The sequence below is a fragment of the Streptomyces sp. NBC_00576 genome (genome assembly GCF_036345175.1).
Lineage (GTDB): Bacteria > Actinomycetota > Actinomycetes > Streptomycetales > Streptomycetaceae > Streptomyces.
Genome location: NZ_CP107780.1, coordinates 7,226,034 through 7,241,593, shown reverse-complemented (window position 1 = coordinate 7,241,593; position 15,560 = coordinate 7,226,034). Strand labels below are relative to the sequence as shown.

At 70.3% G+C, this 15,560-nt stretch carries 17 protein-coding genes; 13 read left to right on the top strand and 4 right to left on the bottom strand.

The genetic code is table 11. From position 1 onward, the window contains the following. Positions 1 to 28 precede the first annotated feature (28 nt). Positions 29 to 1,054: a ribokinase gene (locus OG734_RS31645; protein ID WP_330290851.1), complete on the top strand. Its 1,026-nt coding sequence runs from the start codon at positions 29 to 31 to the stop codon at positions 1,052 to 1,054. Then, positions 1,051 to 1,446, top strand: a complete 396-nt coding sequence (gene rbsD / locus OG734_RS31640) for a D-ribose pyranase (RefSeq protein WP_330290850.1) — start codon at positions 1,051 to 1,053, stop codon at positions 1,444 to 1,446. Before OG734_RS31645 ends, rbsD begins: the two co-directional genes overlap by 4 nt. A 22-nt stretch (positions 1,447 to 1,468) precedes the next feature. On the opposite strand, the gene OG734_RS31635 is transcribed toward rbsD, so the two are convergent. Next, a complete protein-coding gene (locus OG734_RS31635; RefSeq protein ID WP_330290849.1) occupies positions 1,469 to 2,116 on the bottom strand; it encodes a dihydrofolate reductase family protein in 648 nt (215 codons plus the stop codon). 342 nt (positions 2,117 to 2,458) lie between these two features. On the opposite strand from OG734_RS31635, the gene OG734_RS31630 reads away from it, so the two are divergent. The 8 genes from OG734_RS31630 (at position 2,459) to OG734_RS31595 (ending at position 9,614) form a co-directional block, all read left to right on the top strand. Beyond that, entirely contained in the window at positions 2,459 to 2,923 is a 465-nt protein-coding gene (locus OG734_RS31630; protein WP_330290848.1) for a hypothetical protein, read from the top strand. Continuing rightward, positions 2,907 to 3,878: a bifunctional lysylphosphatidylglycerol flippase/synthetase MprF gene (locus tag OG734_RS31625; protein ID WP_330290847.1), complete on the top strand. Its 972-nt coding sequence runs from the start codon at positions 2,907 to 2,909 to the stop codon at positions 3,876 to 3,878. The genes OG734_RS31630 and OG734_RS31625 overlap by 17 nt, the downstream gene beginning before the upstream one ends. Positions 3,879 to 3,910: 32 nt before the next feature. Continuing rightward, the gene (locus OG734_RS31620) at positions 3,911 to 4,417 is read left to right on the top strand and encodes an SRPBCC family protein (RefSeq protein ID WP_330290846.1); all 507 of its coding nucleotides are present in this window, start codon (positions 3,911 to 3,913) and stop codon (positions 4,415 to 4,417) included. Next, entirely contained in the window at positions 4,410 to 4,934 is a 525-nt protein-coding gene (locus OG734_RS31615; RefSeq protein WP_330290845.1) for a flavin reductase family protein, read from the top strand. The genes OG734_RS31620 and OG734_RS31615 overlap by 8 nt, the downstream gene beginning before the upstream one ends. Next, entirely contained in the window at positions 4,894 to 6,312 is a 1,419-nt protein-coding gene (locus tag OG734_RS31610; RefSeq protein ID WP_330290844.1) for an NAD(P)/FAD-dependent oxidoreductase, read from the top strand. Before OG734_RS31615 ends, OG734_RS31610 begins: the two co-directional genes overlap by 41 nt. Before the next feature lie 127 nt (positions 6,313 to 6,439). Continuing rightward, entirely contained in the window at positions 6,440 to 7,126 is a 687-nt protein-coding gene (locus tag OG734_RS31605; RefSeq protein WP_330290843.1) for a class I SAM-dependent methyltransferase, read from the top strand. Positions 7,127 to 7,146: 20 nt separating this feature from the next. Next, entirely contained in the window at positions 7,147 to 8,586 is a 1,440-nt protein-coding gene (locus tag OG734_RS31600) for a cytochrome P450 (RefSeq protein ID WP_330290842.1), read from the top strand. After that, positions 8,586 to 9,614, top strand: coding sequence for a hypothetical protein (locus OG734_RS31595; protein WP_330290841.1), 1,029 nt, complete (start codon positions 8,586 to 8,588; stop codon positions 9,612 to 9,614). Before OG734_RS31600 ends, OG734_RS31595 begins: the two co-directional genes overlap by 1 nt. Before the next feature lie 72 nt (positions 9,615 to 9,686). Here the strand turns inward: OG734_RS31595 and OG734_RS31590 are convergent, their stop codons facing one another. From OG734_RS31590 to OG734_RS31580, 3 genes are read right to left on the bottom strand one after another with little or no spacing between them, the layout of a single operon-like run. Beyond that, on the bottom strand, positions 9,687 to 10,484 hold the full coding sequence (locus tag OG734_RS31590; RefSeq protein WP_330293857.1) for a sugar phosphate isomerase/epimerase family protein: 798 nt from the start codon (positions 10,482 to 10,484) through the stop codon (positions 9,687 to 9,689). A 38-nt stretch (positions 10,485 to 10,522) separates the two neighbouring features. Continuing rightward, positions 10,523 to 11,680, bottom strand: a complete 1,158-nt coding sequence (locus OG734_RS31585; protein WP_330290840.1) for a dihydrodipicolinate synthase family protein — start codon at positions 11,678 to 11,680, stop codon at positions 10,523 to 10,525. Further along, positions 11,677 to 12,834, bottom strand: a complete 1,158-nt coding sequence (locus tag OG734_RS31580; protein ID WP_330290839.1) for a Gfo/Idh/MocA family protein — start codon at positions 12,832 to 12,834, stop codon at positions 11,677 to 11,679. The genes OG734_RS31585 and OG734_RS31580 overlap by 4 nt, the downstream gene beginning before the upstream one ends. 325 nt (positions 12,835 to 13,159) lie before the next feature. On the opposite strand from OG734_RS31580, the gene OG734_RS31575 reads away from it, so the two are divergent. The 3 genes from OG734_RS31575 to OG734_RS31565 all read left to right on the top strand — a co-directional run bounded on the left by OG734_RS31575 (position 13,160) and on the right by OG734_RS31565 (position 15,426). Further along, entirely contained in the window at positions 13,160 to 14,206 is a 1,047-nt protein-coding gene (locus OG734_RS31575) for a LacI family DNA-binding transcriptional regulator (protein ID WP_330290838.1), read from the top strand. Between the two features lie 184 nt (positions 14,207 to 14,390). Beyond that, entirely contained in the window at positions 14,391 to 14,951 is a 561-nt protein-coding gene (locus OG734_RS31570; RefSeq protein WP_330290837.1) for a GNAT family N-acetyltransferase, read from the top strand. A gap of 79 nt (positions 14,952 to 15,030) precedes the next feature. Beyond that, positions 15,031 to 15,426 (top strand): nuclear transport factor 2 family protein, encoded by a 396-nt coding sequence (locus OG734_RS31565; protein ID WP_330290836.1) that lies wholly within the window; start codon positions 15,031 to 15,033, stop codon positions 15,424 to 15,426. Positions 15,427 to 15,560: the final 134 nt, after the last annotated feature.

Genomic DNA, 15,560 nt, shown 5'->3' with positions numbered 1-15,560 from the left:
ACAACTGATGTGTATGGGGAGACTCTTCATGTACGACTACGACCTGCTGGTCGTGGGATCGGCCAACGCCGACCTGGTCACCGTGGTCGAGCGGCGGCCCGCGGCCGGTGAGACGGTGCTCGGATCCGACCTGGTCGTCCACCCGGGGGGCAAGGGCGCCAACCAGGCGGTCGCCGCCGCCCGGTTGGGGGCCCGTACGGCGTTGCTGGCGCGGGTCGGCAACGACGGCCACGGCCGGCTGCTGCTCGACTCGATGCGGGACGCCGGTGTCGACACGGTGGGCGTCCTGGTCGGCGGGGCGCCGACGGGGGTCGCGCTGATCACGGTGGACCCGTCGGGCGACAACAGCATCGTGGTGTCGCCGGGCGCCAACGGACGGCTGTCGCCCGAGGACATCCGAGCCGCGGGAAGCCTGTTCCAGGCGGCGCGGGTGGTGTCGGCGCAGCTGGAGATTCCGCTGGAGTCGGTCGTGGAGGTCGTACGGAATCTGTCTCCGGAGGGCCGGTTCGTCCTCAATCCGTCCCCTCCTCGCCCGTTGCCGCGTGAAGTCCTGGCGGCCTGCGACCCGTTGATCGTGAACGAGCACGAGGCCCGGGTGATCGCCGGTGCGGACGCCGAGTTGGGCGACTCGCCGGAGGACTGGGCGAAGACGCTGCTCGCGCTCGGGCCGCGCTCCGTCGTCATCACGCTGGGCGCGGAGGGCGCGCTGGTCGCCGTACGGGCCGGGGAGCGGGTACGGGTGCCGTCGGTGCCGGTGGAGGCCGTGGACACCACGGGGGCGGGCGACGCGTTCACCGCCGCGCTCGCTTGGCGGCTGGGCGCGGGCGAGTCGTTGGCACAGGCGGCGGGATACGCGGCCCGGGTGGGCGCGGCCGCGGTGACGCGGGCGGGCGCTCAGGATTCCTTCCCCACCGCTGAGGAGGTCGAGGCCCTGGGCGGTGCTCTCCCGGGGGCTGCCGCGTCCGACAGCCGCTCCGCGGCGGGCGGGAGCCCCGGCCGGGCAGACAGCCCGGGGAAGCCGGCCGGCGAGACCGTGCGAGGTGGGCTCCAGTGAAGCGGGGCGGAATCCTGAACCGTCATCTCGCGGGCGCGCTGGCCGAGTTGGGCCACGGTGACGGGGTGCTGGTGTGCGACGCCGGTATGCCGATCCCGGCCGGGCCACGCGTCGTCGACCTGGCCTTCCGGGCCGGGGTGCCTTCCTTCGCGGAGATCCTCGACGGGTTGCTGGCCGAGCTGGTGGTGGAGGGGGCGACAGCGGCGACGGAGGTACGGGCGGCGAATCCGGGGGCTGCGAAGCTGCTGGACGGGCACTTTCCCGACCCCGCCCTCACTCTTGTCCCGCACGAGCGGCTCAAGGAGCTGTCGGCGGGGGCACGGCTGATCGTACGGACGGGGGAGGCCCGGCCGTACGCGAACGTGCTGCTGCGGTGCGGGGTCTTCTTCTGAGCCCGGATCGGTGTGAGGCGCGTCAGCGGGCCGCTCGGGTGAAGGTCACATGCGTGACGCCGGTGGGCGAGGACGTGGCCTCGACGTCGTAGTCCTTCTCGATGTCCTCCAGCCCGTCCCAGAGACGTACGCCCCGGCCGAGCAGGACCGGGACCACCACGACGTGCAGGTGGTCGATGAGCCCGGCGGCGAGGAAGTCACGGACGACGGTGGGTCCGCCGCCGATGCGTACGTCCTGGCCGTCCGCTGCCTCGCGGGCGGTCTCGAGCGCCTTGGCGGGCGACGTGTCGAGGAAGTGGAACGTCGTGCCGCCCTCCATCTCGATCGAGGGGCGCGGGTGATGGGTGAGGACGAAGGTCGGTGTGTGGAAAGGCGGGTTGGGCCCCCACCACCCCTTCCACTCCGGGTCCTCGTGCCAGCCGGGCGGGCCGAACTTCCCGGCCCCCATGATCTCGGCGCCGATACCGGGGGCGAACTGCTGTGCGAAGGCGTCGTCGATGCCGCCGGTCCCGCCGGACTGGCCGGTCATCTCGTGCCAGAACCGGGTGGTGAACATCCACTGGTGCAGCCTCTCGCCGGCGTGGCCGAACGGGGCTTCACGGCTCAGCCCTTCACCGGTGCCGAAGCCGTCGAGCGAGATGGTGAAGTTGTGGACGCGGGCGAGTGACATGGTCGGCGACTCCGTTGGTGCGGCTGGTCGAGTCCTGCGGCTGGTCGAGCTTCACCAGTTTTTCCCAGGCCCTCAAGGTAGCTGGAGACGGTGCCGCCCGCCGGTCGGTTCAGCATCGAGGGGGCCCGGTCCGTCGACCGGGCCCCCTCGGCTTCCCCTCCGCATCAGAACCCCCGCGATCCCCCCAGATCCCCCTCCAGACGTCCTGACAACAGGTACGACCGGCGAGGTGGGGGGAGGGTTGTACGGGGGCCCAGATTTTTTCGGCTGCCGCGAGGGACGCTCCGCCCCGGGCCGTAAGACAGGTGAGAATGTCTCACTCCGGGTGTACGGGGGCTATTTGTGGATGCCAGGAATCTCTTCGACACCAGAACGACTTCCCGGCTCGTCCGGCTTGAGTGGTCGGTCGCTCTTGTCGTTTCCGGTGTTGCCGCTCTGACACATCTTTCGGAGATCCGCTGGTGGCTTTTCGTTTCCCTTTTCCTCGTCATCGATCTCATCGGATACATTCCGGGCGCCATCGCCCATCGGCGAAGTCCTGACGGGCTCATCGGGCGCGGATATTACATCGCCTACAATCTCATGCACTCACTCGTCACCTGGGCCGTTTTCGCGGGGCTGTGGATTTGGCTGGTAGGTGCTGAATGGGCGTTGCTCGCGCTGCCGATTCACCTCATGGGCGACCGGGCTCTCTTCGGGAACTCCCTGAAACCCTTCGGAGTGCCCTTCGAACCCTCCCCACATCCGGAATTCGAGACATTCCAGCGGGCCTACGACCGGAAGGGGCGCGATGCCGTCCGCGTTTGATCTGGTGTCGGCGCACTCCGACAATCCCAGTGCGTTTCTCGCCCTCAACAGCGGGAACGAGTTCTTTCTCGACGAGCGTCATGACGGGGTCTGCGCCTTTCGTCCGGCGGGACGTCATCTCCTCCAGCTCGGCGGTCCCTTTGCCGCCGACGGCGACCGCGCCGGGCTGCTGGACGCATTCCTCGACCGGGCCGCGACCGGGCGGCGGCGCGTCATCGCCGTACAACTCCAGGCTGCTGACGCCCAGTTGTATGCGTCGCGCGGGTTCACCGTGAATCAGATGGGGGCTTCGTACGCCGTCGATCTGGCGCGGTTCACCCTGCGCGGGTCGCCGTTCGTGCGGCTGCGGAACAAGATCTCCCGGGCCCGGCGTGCGGGGGTGGAGGTCGCCGAGGTCGCTTCCTCAGCCGCTTCGGACGAACTCGGTCTCATCGATCGTGAATGGCTGCGCGGGAAAGGGAAGCACACCAAAGAGCTTCGGTTTCTCGTCGGGGAGCGTGACGGGCCCGAGCAGAAACATCAGCGGGTCTTCACCGGTACCGTCGACGGGCGCATCGTGGGGTACATCTGCTACTCCCCCGCTTTCGGCAGCCGTCCTGGCTGGCTGCATGATCTCAGCCGTCGTCGTGCCGATGCCCCGCCCGGCACCATGGAACTCCTCAACTCGACCGCGATCGAGCGGATGACCGCTGAGGGCGCTGAATGGCTGCACTTCGGGTTCACGCCCTTCGTCGGGCTCGATCCGGCCCATGAAGTACCGGGTGCCAGCGGCATGGTGGCGCGTGTCGTGCGTTTTCTCGGCGAGCGCGGTGAGCGCGTCTATCCCGCCGCCGCCCAGCTCGAATACAAGGAGAAATGGGCGCCGCACGTCGTTCTGCCCGAGTACATCGCCTTTCAGGGCGGGGTCCGGCCGGGTGCGCTGTGGCGGCTCGGGCGGGCGACCAATGCTCTCTAAATCGTCCTCGTACGGAATGGAGTACATCGCGTATGCGTGAGGTAATCGTCCAGGTGGTCGTCGAGGAGCGTACGGCCCGTCAGGCGTACGAGCTGATCTGCGACTTCCGCCGCTACCCCGAGCTGACCGACAAGGTGAACGAGGTCGTGGTGCATCCGCCGGAGGCCGACGGGTCGCTCCGGTCGGACTGGAGTGTCATCTTCCGCAACGGGCTGATGCGGTGGAGCGAACTCGACCGGTTCGTCCCGGAGACGCTGACCGTCGAGTTCGAGCAGATCAAGGGCGATTTCGAGATCTTCCGCGGCTCCTGGGTGTGTGAGGAGAGGGATCCCGAGAACACGGGGGCCACTCGGGCCACGGCGGTCACGGTGGTCACCTTCCGGTCCGAGTTCGACCTCGGCATCCCCTCCCTCGCGGAGATCCTCGACCCGGTCGCCGAGAGCACGCTGCGGGACAACATCCTGCGCATCCTCGAAGGGCTCTTGGGCCGGGTGACTCCCATGACCCCCATGGATCTCACCGCCGCCCGGCATGGCTGACCCGGTGTCGTCCTTGGCCACGCGGCCCGGTGTCGCCCAATGCCTCGACATGTACGCCAAGTTGGCGGCCGGCGTGTGCGTCGTGACCACCCGGGGTGCCGCCGGGCTGCCGGTCTGCGCCACCGTCTCCTCGGCGGCGGCCGTCTCGGCGGCACCGCCCCTGATGTCGCTCTGCCTGGCCAACGCCTCCCGCACCCTCGCCGCCCTCCGCGACCACGGATCCTTCGCCCTCCACGTCCTCGACGAACGGCACCGCCCGTGGGCCGAGCGCTGCGCCGACCCGCTCGCCACCGCCGCCGAGCGCTTCGGCGAGGAGCAGGCGGAGTACGTCCATGGCGTGCCCGTCCGCACCGACGCCCTCGCCTGGTCCGTGTGCGCGGTGACGGACATACGGGCGTACGGCGACCATCACCTGGTCGTCGGCGAGGTGCTCGCCGCCCACACCGGCACCGGGCGTCCGCTGCTCTGGTACGACCGTGGCTTCCACGGTCAGGGAGGCGGGGCGTTCCATGGGTGAGCGGCTCTCGCACGACGACCTCCTCGACGGACCCGACGTACCCGTCACCCAGGCTCCGCCGTGGCGGGCCGGGCGGTCCGAGGATCACCAACTCCCGTCCGTACGGGGCCTGGTGAGCGCCGACTTCACCGTCGTCGGCGCCGGTCTGGCCGGCCTCTCCACCGCCTACCACCTGCTGCGGTACGCACCCGGCGCTGATGTGGCCGTCGTCGACGCGGGCCATCCCGCGGCCGGCGCCAGCGGCCACGGCACCGGCCTCCTCGGGCCCCGGGCCGGTCCGCCCGTCGACCGCGCGATCCGCCGCCACGGCCCGGACGCGGCCCGTCGTATGCACCGGGCCAGCGAGGACGCGGTGACCGGCGTCCTGGAGCTGTGCCGCACCCTGGACGTGCCCGTGCGTACCGGCGAGCAGCTGGTCGTGGCCCGCTCACCGCAGGGACTGGCCCGGCTGTCCGGGCAGGCGGCGGCCTACCGTGCCCTCGGCCTGGACGTACCGCCACTGTCGGCGGCCGGGGTGCGCGAGCGCATCGACGTGCCGTGTCAGGCGGGGCTGCTGCACCGGCACGCGGCCACCCTGGACCCCGCCCTTCTCACCGCCGCCCTCGCCCGGGCGTGTGCAGCGGGCGGCGCCCGTCTGTACGGGCGTTCACCGGTCGTCGGCCGGGACGTCACCGGCACCGGCGGCACCCGGTTGCTCTTCCCGCGCGGTGAACTCCGTACGGGCGCCGGGGTGTTCGCGGTCAACGGCGCAGCCGGTGCCCTCGGCCTCCCGGTGGGCACGGTGGCCCCGCTGGAGGTGCACGCCATCGCCACCGAGCCGTTGAAGCCGGCGGCGCGCGAGGTGCTCGGGGAGGTGTCGGGGGCGGCGTTGGTCGATGCGGCGCGGCTGGCTCCGTACTTCCGGCTGACGCCGGATGGGCGCCTGGTGCTGGGCGGTGGCCGGGCCTCACTGCCGGGTCCGCCGGGTACCGACGGGGCCCGGCGGGACGACAGGGCCCGCCTGTCGACCTGGCGGTGGCTGGCGGAGCGGATGCGGGCCCTGCACCCGCTCCTCGCCGACACCGCCGTCACGCACCGCTGGACCGGCCGTATCGGCGTGACCCTCGATGACCTGCCCGTCGTGGGCCCACTGGCCGGAACCCCCGGGATGTGGTTCATCGGGGGGTGCGGCGGCCATGGGCTGGCCCTGTCCGTCGCCCACGGGGCTCATGTGGCCCGGCAGTTGGTCGGGGGCGGCACAGGAGACGGGGTGGGCGGGGAGCAGACGCTGCCCTGGCACCGGTCGGCCGCTCCACGGTTGCCGCTCGGCGGAGCGGGGCGGGTGATGCTGCGCCACATCCTCGACCGGCTGGACCGCGGGGTACGAGGTGCGGCGTGAACGCCGGATGCCGACACTCACCGATATTCGCTGACACTCGCACCCAAGTCCGCGCGAATCCACGCGAGGGACGCCGGAGCGGGAGATCGTAAGACCTGGTGGAGACCGAGACAGAGAGGGAAGGCCCATGCCCGGCGAAAAGACAGTGACCCGAGGTCCCTACCGGCTGTTGCAGGAGAACTTCCGGCGTCCGGCAGGTGCACCGGGTGCCCTGGTGGGGCATCTGATGACCGTGCAGCATCGGGGGCTCACCCAGTGGGCGGCGGAGCATCTGGACGTCCGCCGCACCCATCATGTGCTCGACCTCGGCTGCGGCAGCGGTATGGCCGTGGAACTGCTGGCCCGGCGGGCCGAGTTGGGCTTTGTCGCGGGCCTCGACTACTCGCCCACCATGGTCCGCCAGGCGGTGCGGCGCAACGCCGACGCCGTCGGCCGGGGCCGAGTGGCGATCCGGCAGGGGGACGTCGGTCAACTGCCGTACGAGGACAGCTCGTTCGACCGGGTCAGCGCCATCGAGACGTTCTACTTCTGGCCGGATCCGCTGCGCGGACTCGCCGAGGCGTACCGAGTGCTCAAACCTGGCGGGCAGTTGGCCGTCACCCTGGAGATGAGCCGGGAGACGGCGGTCGTACCGACGCTCACCCAGCGGTTCTTCGGACAGCGCTTCACCGAGCGGTCGGAGCGGGACGGGCTGCGCATCCTGTCCGGCGCCGAACTCGTGGCGATGCTCGATGTCGCCGGTTTCAAGGACACCCGGTTCGTCGCCGAGCCCCGCCGTTCCCTCGGCTGGGTCTGCGCCCTCGGCAGCAAATGAGCAGCCAGGGGAGCAACCCGGTGATTGGCCCGGCGAGCGGCCAGGCGCGTGGCCCGGCCGCTCCCGAGGTGGCCGGGCTGCCGGTTCTCGGCAGTGTGCCGGCCTTCCGACGGGACATCCTCGCCGCGATGCGCGCCGGCTGGCGGGAAGGCGGCGACCTCGTCCGCTACCGGCTCGGGCCCGTGTCCGTGCACGGTGTCTCCAGCCCGGAACTGGCCGGCGAGGTACTGACCGACAGCGCCGCCTTCGGCAAGCTCGGCCCCGACAACCCGCTGCGGCTGGTGCTCGGCGAGGGGCTGCTGACCGGCGACGACCACGAGAGCTGGCTGACCAACCGGCGCATGATGCAGCCGATCTACAGCAAACAGGCCCTCTCCTCGATGTTCCGTACGATGGCCGGCTCGGTCGAGGACCAGCTGACCCACATGCAGGCCACCTACCGCACCGGTGACACCGTCGATCTGCACACCGAGCTGATGCGGGTGACGCTCGACATCGTCAGCCGGTGCATGTTCAGCACCGACATCACCGAGGGCCTCGGCGAACTCGGCCCGGACGCGGTGGACGTCGCGATCAACTTCGCCTTCGACCGCCTCCAGAACCCCTTCAGCCCGCCCACGCACTGGCCGACCCCGCGCAACCGGCGGTTCCGTGAGGTCATGGCCGGCATCGACGCACTGATCTGCCGCATCATCCGCGAACGCCGGGCGGAGGCGGAGACGGCGACCGCGGGCGCGGGTGTCCGGCGGGGCGATCTGCTGGACATGCTGCTCGACGCCCGGGACGAGGACACCGGCGTGGGCATGGACGACCGTCAACTGCGCGACGAGGTGATCACCACGTTCGCCGCCGGTCACGAGACGACCGCGGTCACCCTCAGCTGGACCTTCTACCTCCTCTCCCGCCACCGTGACGTCCTGGCCGCGGTGCAGCGCGAGGTCGACGACGCCCTCGGCGGACGTCTGCCCACCATCGACGACCTGCGTGCCATGCCGTACACACTCCAGGTCTTCGAGGAGTCGCTGCGGATGTATCCGTCGGCGCCGATCGTGCCCCGACTGACCCTGAAGGACACCGAGTTGGGCGGCCACCAGGTACCGGCGGGCTCACGCGTCCTGGTCAACCTGCACAACATCCACCGCCACCCGGCCCACTGGCCCGACGCGGAACGCTTCGACCCCGGCCGCTTCGGCAGCAGGGAGGGCAGGACGCCGGAGAAACAGCACCGGTTCGCCTACCTGCCCTTCGGCGCGGGGCCGCACCTGTGCATCGGCAAGCACTTCGCGCTCATGGAGGCGCATCTCCTGCTCGCCGCGCTGCTGCAACGCTACGAGTTCCGGCATCTGCCGTCCCACCGGGTCGTCGACCACGCGACGATCACCCTGCGCCCTCGTTACGGCATGGTGATGACCCTGCACGACCGCCGCCCACGCAACCCCCAACGGTTTCGGAGCCTCTGATGACGACGCGCCAGGACGGTCCGCACACCGATCCGCACACCCTGCCGCTCAACACGGTCCGGTACGACCCGGCCCGGCCGCAGGGCCACTACGAGAGCTTCTACCAGCGCGGAAACCATCCCACGGAGCCGCGCGCCTTCTGGATCCGTTACACCGTCTTCAGCCCGGCCGGGATGCCGGAGGCGGCCATCGGCGAGCTGTGGGCGGTGTACTTCGACGGGGTGACGGGCCGGCACGTGGTCGCCAAGGAGGAGTATCCGATCGCCGACTGCGACTTCCGGCGCGGGACGTTCGGCGCGCGGGTCGGCGACCGGGTCCTGGAACCGGGCCGCCTCAAGGGCGAGGCCACCGGCCCGAACGGCAGCATCGGCTGGAACCTGACCTACGAGGGCACCGAACCGCCCCTGTTCCTGCTGCCGCCCAAGATGTACGCCGGCGGCTTCCCCAAGGCCAAGAGCCTGGTCGGGATGCCGCTGGCCCGCTTCGACGGTTCCCTCACGGTCGACGGCGAGACGGTCGACGTGGACGGCTGGACGGGCAGCCAGAACCACAACTGGGGCAGCCAGCACACGGATTACTACGCGTTCGGGCAGGTCGCCGGGTTCGACGACGCCCCGGACAGCTTCCTGGAGATCGTCACCGCCCGCGCGAAGATCGGGCCGGTACGGACACCGATGGCGACCTTCCTCGTCCTGCGGCACGACGACCGCGAGTACCAACTCGTGTCGATGCGACGGGCATTGACCGCGAAAGCCCAATTCGGTTACTTCCACTGGGACTTCAGCACGGGCGACGACACCGTGACCGTCAACGGGCGGTTCCTGGCGGCGCGGGAGCAGTTCGTCGGGCTCAACTACTACAACCCGCCCGGCGGCATCAAGCACTGCCTCAACACCAAGATCACCAGCTGTGAGCTGGAGGTCCGCAACAAGGTCACCGGCAAGGTCGACCGGCTGCGCACCGAGCACCGCGCCCTGATGGAGATCCTCACCGACGACCGCTCGCACGGCATCGAGATCCGCGCGTGAGGACGCCGGGCCGCGCCGACGGCGCCGTGCCGTCCGTACCCGGTCGAGCACCGGGTACGGACGGCTGCGCTGTCACGCCGCGTGCTCCACGAACCGCGCCGCGGTCTCCGCGAGCACCTCGCGCCCGTCCCGGGCCCACAGCGCGTCGTTGAACAGCTCGACCTCGATGGGACCGGTGTAACCGGCGGCCTCGACATACGCCTTCCACTCGCGCATGTCGATCGCGCCGTCACCGATCTGACCGCGGCCGTTGAGCACGCCCTCCGGCAACGGGGTTGTCCAGTCGGCGAGTTGGAAGGTGTGGATACGGCCACCGGCGCCGGCGCGGGCGATCTGCGCGGGCGCGTTGTCGTCCCACCAGATGTGGTACGTGTCCACCGCGACGCCGACCTGGTGGGCGGGGAAACGCTCCGCGAGGTCGAGGGCCTGGGTGAGCGTCGAGACCACGCAGCGGTCGGACGCGTACATGGGGTGGAGCGGCTCGATGGCCAGCCGTACACCGTGTGTCTCGGCGTACGGGCCCAGCTCGGCGAGCGCGTCGGCGATGCGCTCCCGGGCGCCGCGCAGGTCCTTCGAGCCGGCCGGCAGGCCGCCCGACACCAGGACGAGGGTGTCCGTGCCGAGTGTGGCCGCCTCGTCGATCGCCCGGCGGTTGTCGGCCAGGGCCTCCGCCCGCTTCGCGGGGTCGATCGCCGTGAAGAAGCCGCCCCGGCAGAGGGTGGTGACGGCGAGGCCCGCGTCACGCAGCAGCTTCGCCGTCGCCTCGACGCCGTACTCCTGGACCGGAGCGCGCCACAGGCCCACCCCGGGGACGCCCAACTCCAGGCAGGCTTCGGTCAGTTCGGGCAGTGACAGTTGCTTCACCGTCATCTGGTTGATGCTGAAGCGCGAGAGATCCGCGGTGCTGCTCACTGGGCCACTCCGTACAGGGACAGCAGGTTCTTCATCCGCTCCTGAGCCAGCTTCGGGTCCGGGAACAGGCCCAGTCCGTCGGCGAGTTGGTAGGCGCGCGCGAAGTGCGGCAGGGAGCGGGCCGACTGCAGCCCGCCGACCATGGTGAAGTGCGACTGGTGGCCGGCCAGCCAGGCCAGGAACACCACGCCCGTCTTGTAGAAGCGGGTGGGCGTCTGGAAGAGATGGCGGGACAACTCGACCGTGGGGTCGAGGAGTTCACGGAAGCCGGCCGTGTTCCCGGTGTCGAGGACGCGGACCGCTTCCGACGCCAGCGGGCCCAGCGGGTCGAAGATGCCGAGGAGGGCGTGACTGAAGCCCTTCTCGTCGCCCGCGATCAGCTCGGGGTAGTTGAAGTCGTCGCCCGTGTAGCAGCGCACGCCCTGCGGGAGGCGGCGGCGGATGTCGATCTCGCGCTGGGCGTCGAGGAGCGACACCTTGATGCCGTCGACCTTGTCGGGGTGGGCGGCGATGACGTCGAGGAAGGTCTCGGTCGCCGCGTCGAGGTCGCTGGACCCCCAGTAGCCCTCCAGCGCCGGGTCGAACATCGGGCCGAGCCAGTGCAGGACCACCGGTTCGGCGGACTGGCGCAGCAGATGGCCGTAGAGGTCGAGGTAGTCCTCGGGGCCCTTCGCCGCTGCGGCCAGGGCCCGGGACGCCATCAGGATCGTCCGGGCGCCGGACTCCTCGACGAGGGCGAGTTGCTCCTCGTACGCCTTGCGGATGTCCGCCAGGGAGGCGCCGGGGGCGGTGAGCTGGTCGGTGCCGACGCCGCAGGCGATGAGACCGCCCACGGACTTGGCCTCGGCGGCCGACCTGCGGATCAGTTCCGCGGCGCCCGCCCAGTCGAGGCCCATGCCGCGCTGGGCGGTGTCCATGGCCTCCGCCACGCCGAGGCCGTGGGACCAGAGGTGGCGGCGGAAGGCGAGGGTCGCGTCCCAGTCGACGGCGGCCGGGGAGTCCGGGGACACGTCCGCGTACGGGTCGGCGACGACGTGGGCCGCCGAGTAGACCGTACGGGAGGTGAAGGGGGTGCCGGGGGTGAGGGCGAGGGGGGTGGCGCGGGGCTCGTAGGCCCGCAACACACCCGTGGCGTCCGGGAGTTGGATGGTCACAGCGAGATCTCCGGTACGTCGAGACGGACGCCCTCCGCCGAGGACTTCAGGCCCAGTTCGGCGAGCTGGACACCGCGGGCGCCGGCCAGCAGGTCCCACTGGTAGGGCGCGTCGGCGTAGACGTGCTTGAGGAACAGCTCCCACTGGGCCTTGAAGCCGTTGTCGAACTCGGCGTTGTCCGGGATCTCCTGCCACTGGTCGCGGAAGGAGTAGGTCGCCGGGATGTCCGGGTTCCAGACCGGCTTCGGGGTCGAACTGCGGTGCTGTACACGGCAGTTGCGAAGACCGGCGACGGCGGACCCCTCCGTGCCGTCGACCTGGAACTCCACCAGCTCGTCGCGGTTGACGCGCACGGTCCAGGAGGAGTTGATCTGGGCGATCGCGCCGCCCTCGAGTTCGAAGATGCCGTAGGCGGCGTCGTCGGCCGTGGCGTCGTACGGCTTGTCGTTCTCGTCCCAGCGCTGCGGGATGTGGGTGGCGGTGAGGGCCTGGACGGTCTTCACCCGGCCGAACAGCTCGTGCAGCACGTACTCCCAGTGCGGGAACATGTCGACAACGATGCCACCGCCGTCCTCGGAGCGGTAGTTCCAGCTCGGACGCTGGGCGCTCTGCCAGTCGCCCTCGAAGACCCAGTAGCCGAACTCGCCCCGGATGGAGAGGATGCGGCCGAAGAAGCCGCCGTCGATGAGGCGCTTGAGCTTCAGCAGGCCCGGGAGGAACAGCTTGTCCTGGACAACGCCGTGGCGCACACCGGCCGCGTTCGCCAGCCGGGCCAGCTCCAGGGCTCCTTCGAGACCGGTGGCGGTGGGCTTCTCGGTGTAGATGTGCTTGCCCGCCGCGATCGCCTTCCGGATCGACTCCTCGCGGGCCGAGGTGACCTGCGCGTCGAAGTAGATGTCGACGGTCGGGTCGGCGAGGACCTCGTCCACGTTCGTGGAGACGTTCTGCGGGTCCAGGCCGTGCTGCTCGGCGAGCGCCTTCAGCGCGTGCTCGCGGCGGCCGACCAGGATCGGTTCCGGCCACAGCACGGTGCCGTCGCCGAGGTCGAGACCGCCCTGCTCGCGCAGGGCGAGGATCGAGCGGACCAGGTGCTGGCGATAGCCCATGCGCCCGGTCACGCCGTTCATGGCGATACGCACCGTCTTGCGTGTCACGTCTTTCCCTTCGTAGGTGCCACAGGGGCGGGGTACGCGGTGTACGCGCCGCGTACGCCCGTGGAAGAGCAGCCCCCTGGCAGCCCTACTGGCAAGCGTCACAGCAAGCGCTTTCTATCTAGGGAGAAGCTAGCCTCTGTGCAGCGGTCTGGACAAGAGCACAGAGACGTCGAATTGTTCGAGGGTACGAACGGCAGGGGCCGAAGGACGGTCGTGGGTCAGCCGAAGGTCATAGGGTCTGCATCTGTATGGACGCGAAAACGCAAAATACGACAACTTACTGCAACGCGACAGACAACATGATGCGCGACCGGAGGACGACGAGATGACGGTGACCCTGGCGGACGTGGCGGCCCGCGCGCAGGTCTCGCCCGCGACGGTGTCGCGCGTACTGAACGGGAACTATCCCGTGGCCGCAACCACCCGCGAGCGGGTACTGCGCGCCGTGGACGAACTGGACTACGTCCTCAACGGACCCGCGAGCGCACTCGCCGCGGCCACGTCCGACCTCGTCGGGATTCTCGTCAACGACATCGCCGACCCCTTCTTCGGGATCATGGCGAGCGCGATCCAGTCGGAGGTCTCGGGCCCGGGCGGGCGCGCGGGCGGCGAACGGCTGGCGGTCGTCTGCAACACGGGCGGCTCCCCGGAGCGCGAGCTGACGTACCTCACCCTGCTGCAGCGGCAGCGCGCCGCGGCGGTCGTGCTGACCGGCGGCGCGGTCGAGAACCCGCCGCACCTCGCGGCCGTCTCCGCGAAGCTGCGGCGACTCGCGGATGCGGGGACGCGGGTGGTGCTGTGCGGGCGTCCGCCGGCGCCGGACACCTCGGCGATCGCGCTGACCTTCGACAACCGCGGGGGCGGGCAGGAGCTGACCGAGCACCTGATCGGGCTGGGGCACCGGCGGCTGGGATACATCGCGGGGCCGGAGGAGCGGACGACGACGCGGCACCGGCTGGAGGGTCACCGGGCGGCGCTGACGGTCCACGGGATCGACGAGGATCCCCGGTGGACCGTCTACGGGCGGTACGACCGTCGGTCGGGGTACGAGGCCACGCTGGAGCTGTTTCGGCGGGACCCGTCGCTCACGGCTGTGGTCGCCGCGAACGACTCCGTCGCGATCGGGGCGTGCGCGGCGCTGCGGGAGTCGGGGCGGCGGATCCCGGACGACGTGTCCGTCGCCGGGTTCGACGATCTGCCGTTCAGTGTGGACGCGGTGCCTTCGCTGACGACGGTGCGGTTGCCGTTGTCGGAGGCGGGGGCCAGGGCGGGGCGGATCGCGATGGGGCGCGAGGAGCCGCCGCCCGGGGGGATCGCCACGGTTCGGGGGGAGTTGATGGTTCGGGGGTCTTCGGGGGTGCCTCGGAAGTAGGGGGTTGGGGGGTGCGGGGGTCAGGTTTTTCGCCCCCGCCGCCCCTACCCGTCCCATCCCTGGGGGCTGTGCCCCCAAACCCCCCTACGGCCCTGAACGGGCCTTGTCCTCAAACGCCGGACGGGCTGTGGAGCGCGGAGAAAATCAGGACCGGGCGGCGGTCGCGTTGCCTATATTCCTGTTCATGCCCGAGATGCAGCTGCTCCGTCCAGGCCACGCCGCCGCACTACTCGCCTTCGAGCAGGAGAACCGGACCTACTTCGCGGCGTCTGTCCCGGACCGAGGCGATGACTACTTCGCCCGGTTCGACGAGCGCCACCGTGCCCTGCTGGCCGAGCAGGAGGCCGGTGTCTGCTACTTCCACGTGCTCGTCGGTGCCGAGGGCGAGGTGCTCGGGCGGGTCAATCTCACGGATGTGGCGGATGGCGGCGCCGACCTCGGGTATCGGATCGCAGAGCGTGCCGCGGGCCGGGGGCTGGCCACCTGGGCCGTGCGGGAGTTGTTCGACCTCGCCGCCTGCAGTTACGGGCTGACCGTCCTGCGTGCCGCGGCAACACTCGACAACGCGGCATCGCGGGCCGTGCTGACCCGCACAGGGTTCGCCGTCGTGGGCGAGACGCAGCTCTCCGGTCGCCCTGGACTGACGTACCTCCGCGACCTTACGAATCCCACCGCACCGCCCGGAACACCGGCCGCGCGGTCCCGGTGGAGCACGATGGCAGAGGGGACTAGGCCTCCCTCCTGACCTGCGAGCGCCCCCGAACCCGAGGACAATGAGTCCCGTCGGTCGGACATCGCCCACACACCGAAAGGTGGCGATCACCATGACTGAGCACCCGCACGCAGCCCTCGTACGCAAGGGCTTCGACGCCTTCTCGCGCGGCGACATGGACACCCTGCGCGGACTGATGACGGCGGACTGCACCCACCACGTACCCGGAAGCCATCCCCTCTCCGGGGACTTCAAGGGGCAGGACGCGATCATCGACATGTACCGTCGGCTCACCGAGGAGACGGCCGGGAGCATGCGCGTCGTGCTGATGAACATCCTCGTCGACGGGCGGGGGCACGCGGTCGCAGTGCACCGTTTCACCGCCGAGCGCCAGGGCCGGCAGCTCGACGAGCCCGGCGCCATCGTCTTCCGGATCGTCGGGGACAAGGTCACCGACCTCGACGAGTGCGTCGAGGACATCGACCGCAGCAACGAGTTCTGGGCCTGAGCAGTTTTTTCTGATACGTCCTGATACGGCGCCGGAATGCAAGGCAGGCGCGGGCTTTCGGCGCTGGGGTCCTTTCAGCTCGTTGAGGTCCTTCCAGCTCCTCGAAGCAGGGCCGCCTTCGGGCGAAGCGGCTG

Coding starts and splice junctions, on each gene's coding strand:
- OG734_RS31575 (WP_330290838.1), top strand. CDS start 13,160: ATGACGGTGACCCTGGCGGACGTGGCGGCCCGCGCGCAGGTCTCGCCC.
- OG734_RS31615 (WP_330290845.1), top strand. CDS start 4,410: ATGGCTGACCCGGTGTCGTCCTTGGCCACGCGGCCCGGTGTCGCCCAA.
- OG734_RS31570 (WP_330290837.1), top strand. CDS start 14,391: ATGCCCGAGATGCAGCTGCTCCGTCCAGGCCACGCCGCCGCACTACTC.
- OG734_RS31635 (WP_330290849.1), bottom strand. CDS start 2,116: ATGTCACTCGCCCGCGTCCACAACTTCACCATCTCGCTCGACGGCTTC.
- OG734_RS31565 (WP_330290836.1), top strand. CDS start 15,031: ATGACTGAGCACCCGCACGCAGCCCTCGTACGCAAGGGCTTCGACGCC.
- OG734_RS31620 (WP_330290846.1), top strand. CDS start 3,911: ATGCGTGAGGTAATCGTCCAGGTGGTCGTCGAGGAGCGTACGGCCCGT.
- OG734_RS31590 (WP_330293857.1), bottom strand. CDS start 10,484: ATGACGGTGAAGCAACTGTCACTGCCCGAACTGACCGAAGCCTGCCTG.
- OG734_RS31595 (WP_330290841.1), top strand. CDS start 8,586: ATGACGACGCGCCAGGACGGTCCGCACACCGATCCGCACACCCTGCCG.
- OG734_RS31645 (WP_330290851.1), top strand. CDS start 29: ATGTACGACTACGACCTGCTGGTCGTGGGATCGGCCAACGCCGACCTG.
- OG734_RS31625 (WP_330290847.1), top strand. CDS start 2,907: ATGCCGTCCGCGTTTGATCTGGTGTCGGCGCACTCCGACAATCCCAGT.
- OG734_RS31605 (WP_330290843.1), top strand. CDS start 6,440: ATGCCCGGCGAAAAGACAGTGACCCGAGGTCCCTACCGGCTGTTGCAG.